This window comes from Devosia epidermidihirudinis (assembly GCF_000971295.1).
In the GTDB taxonomy this organism is placed as follows: domain Bacteria; phylum Pseudomonadota; class Alphaproteobacteria; order Rhizobiales; family Devosiaceae; genus Devosia; species Devosia epidermidihirudinis.
Genome location: NZ_LANJ01000042.1, coordinates 1 through 508 on the forward strand (window position 1 = coordinate 1; position 508 = coordinate 508).

At 56.3% G+C, this 508-nt stretch carries 1 pseudogene; it reads left to right on the forward strand.

What is annotated here, in order from left to right:
• Positions 1-27 precede the first annotated feature (27 nt).
• Positions 28-508 (forward strand): annotated as a pseudogene (locus WH87_RS14445) (ClpXP protease specificity-enhancing factor SspB); the annotation flags it as partial.

The following is a 508-nucleotide window of genomic DNA, read 5'->3' on the forward strand; positions in this document are numbered from 1 at the left end:
GGAAAGGAAAAAAGGGAAGAAGACCACATGCGCTACGATATTCTCGCTCAGGCAGCCCTGCGCGGCGTCGTGCGCAAGGTGCTTGCTGAAGTTGCCAAAACCGGCCGTACTGGCGACAAACACAGCTTAATTTCCTGCGTGACAAGAGCCCAGGGAGTGCGACTCAGCGAAAAACTGATGGGCAAGTAAGAAAAGGAAATGACAATCGTTATACAGAAACAGTATTGGGACATCAAGGTAACCGAAACCGGTTTTGAAGTCGGCCTGTCCTTAGACGGCCAGCCCGAGCTGCTTGTCATGCTCTTCTCCGCAGTAGAAGGGTTCTTTGATCCGTCGGTCCAGTTCGGCCTGCCGTTAGATCCGGCCCCTGCCCCGGGCTCGGATGCTGCGGAGGCGGACGCAGAAGAAGCCGTCGAAAGCGTTCACAGCGCAGTACCGGAAGAAGGCAAAAGCAGGGGCGGAAAGGTCGGGAGGCTCGACGCATTCCGCAAAAAGCCCTGCCATTGGC